The sequence below is a fragment of the Lactobacillus melliventris genome, from assembly GCF_013346935.1.
In the GTDB taxonomy this organism is placed as follows: domain Bacteria; phylum Bacillota; class Bacilli; order Lactobacillales; family Lactobacillaceae; genus Lactobacillus.
Genome location: NZ_JAAEEB010000020.1, coordinates 1 through 1488, shown reverse-complemented (window position 1 = coordinate 1488; position 1488 = coordinate 1). Strand labels below are relative to the sequence as shown.

Annotated in this window: 2 protein-coding genes; both read left to right on the top strand. The window is 46.0% G+C overall.

Going from position 1 to position 1488, the window contains the following annotated elements:
* Positions 1-59 precede the first annotated feature (59 nt).
* On the top strand, positions 60-593 hold the full coding sequence (locus GYV61_RS09600; protein ID WP_174795612.1) for a helix-turn-helix domain-containing protein: 534 nt from the start codon (positions 60-62) through the stop codon (positions 591-593).
* Positions 578-1456: an IS3 family transposase gene (locus tag GYV61_RS09595; protein ID WP_338084995.1), complete on the top strand. Its 879-nt coding sequence runs from the start codon at positions 578-580 to the stop codon at positions 1454-1456. The genes GYV61_RS09600 and GYV61_RS09595 overlap by 16 nt, the downstream gene beginning before the upstream one ends.
* Positions 1457-1488 lie beyond the last annotated feature (32 nt).

The following is a 1488-nucleotide window of genomic DNA, read 5'->3' as shown; positions in this document are numbered from 1 at the left end:
AATGTCTAACTTTTTAGTTGCACTTCAATTGGACAAAAATCCAACTGGAGGGTTTTACTATGGTTAAATTTACCGTCAAACAAAAATTACAGGCGCTTAACTTGCTCAAAGAAGGCTACAGCAGCCGTTCTGTGGCGCAAATGATTGGCACCGGATCACATCAACTAATTGATACCTGGGCTGCGCAATACCAGCACTTTGGTGTTAAGGGCCTAGAAATTCGGCACACCTCGCAAAATTATCATGGTCAATTCAAGTTCCAAGTCTTAAACTGGAGAAAAGAACATGACGAGACCTATCAAAATACCGCCATTCACTTCAAAATTGCCACACCCAGCTTAATTTGTACTTGGCAAAAACGTTTTGACGAAGGCGGGCTTGATGCGCTCTTTACCAAACGAGGCCGACCACCAATGAACAAATTGCCTAAAAAACCAGTTAAGTATACCAGCAGCGAGTTATCTGAATTAGAACGGCTGCGCTTAGAAAACCGTCAGCTCCACATTGAGAACGACTACCTAAAAAAAGTCGAAGCCTTAGCTCGGCGCAAAGACGCTCAACGCAAGAAGAACGGACCATCATCCAAGAGCTAAGGCATGAGCACAACTATCAACTGCAAGAACTATTGCACTATAGCTTTTTAGCCAAGAGCACCTACGAGTATCACCCGCGCAGCAGGCGGAAAAAATACAGCGACCTGGCTTTACTGTCGCTGATTAAAGTGGTTAAAAGGTATAATCCCAGCTTTGGCTACCTGCCCATGACTGACACGCTAAAAATCAAGTACGGCTTGCAGGTGAACCATAAACGCATTTACCGCCTGATGAAGGAGCACAAGCTGCTGGCCCGCAAATACAACTTGCGTGCAGGCAAGTATGATTCATCAAAAGGTCCGCAAGGCAAGAAGGCGAAGAACCGCTTCCACCAGAAGTTTAAGACCGATCGGCCTTACCAAAAGGTAGTCACCGATATCAGCGAGTTTCGCTATGGCAATAAGAGCATGAGCGAACGGTTATATTTCTCGCCCTTTAAAGATCTTTACAGCGGTGAAATCATCAGCTACACTATCAGTCAGCGGCCGCAGACCAAATATGTTCTAGATGGCCTCAAGCAGGTTTTGGCGATCCGGCCCAAACTGCCTTACCGCATGACGATTCACAGCGATCAGGGCATTCAATACCAGTCCAAAGCATATTGTCAGACCCTAAAGCAGCACCACGTTTTTCAAAGCATGTCGCGACGGGCGACCTGCTACGACAATGCGGCCTGCGAGAGTCTCTTTCACATCATGAAGGTTGAGCTAGACTACTACACCTATACCTATCCTACTAAGAAGGCGCTGCAGGAGGCCATGGAAAAATGGATCAAATACTACAATCAAGCTAGAATTAGGCACACGCTAAAAGGCCGCACCCCGATTGAATATCGGAATACGGCCTTAGCGAATATGAAATAATGTTAACGTCCAATTCTAGGGGTTAACTTCAC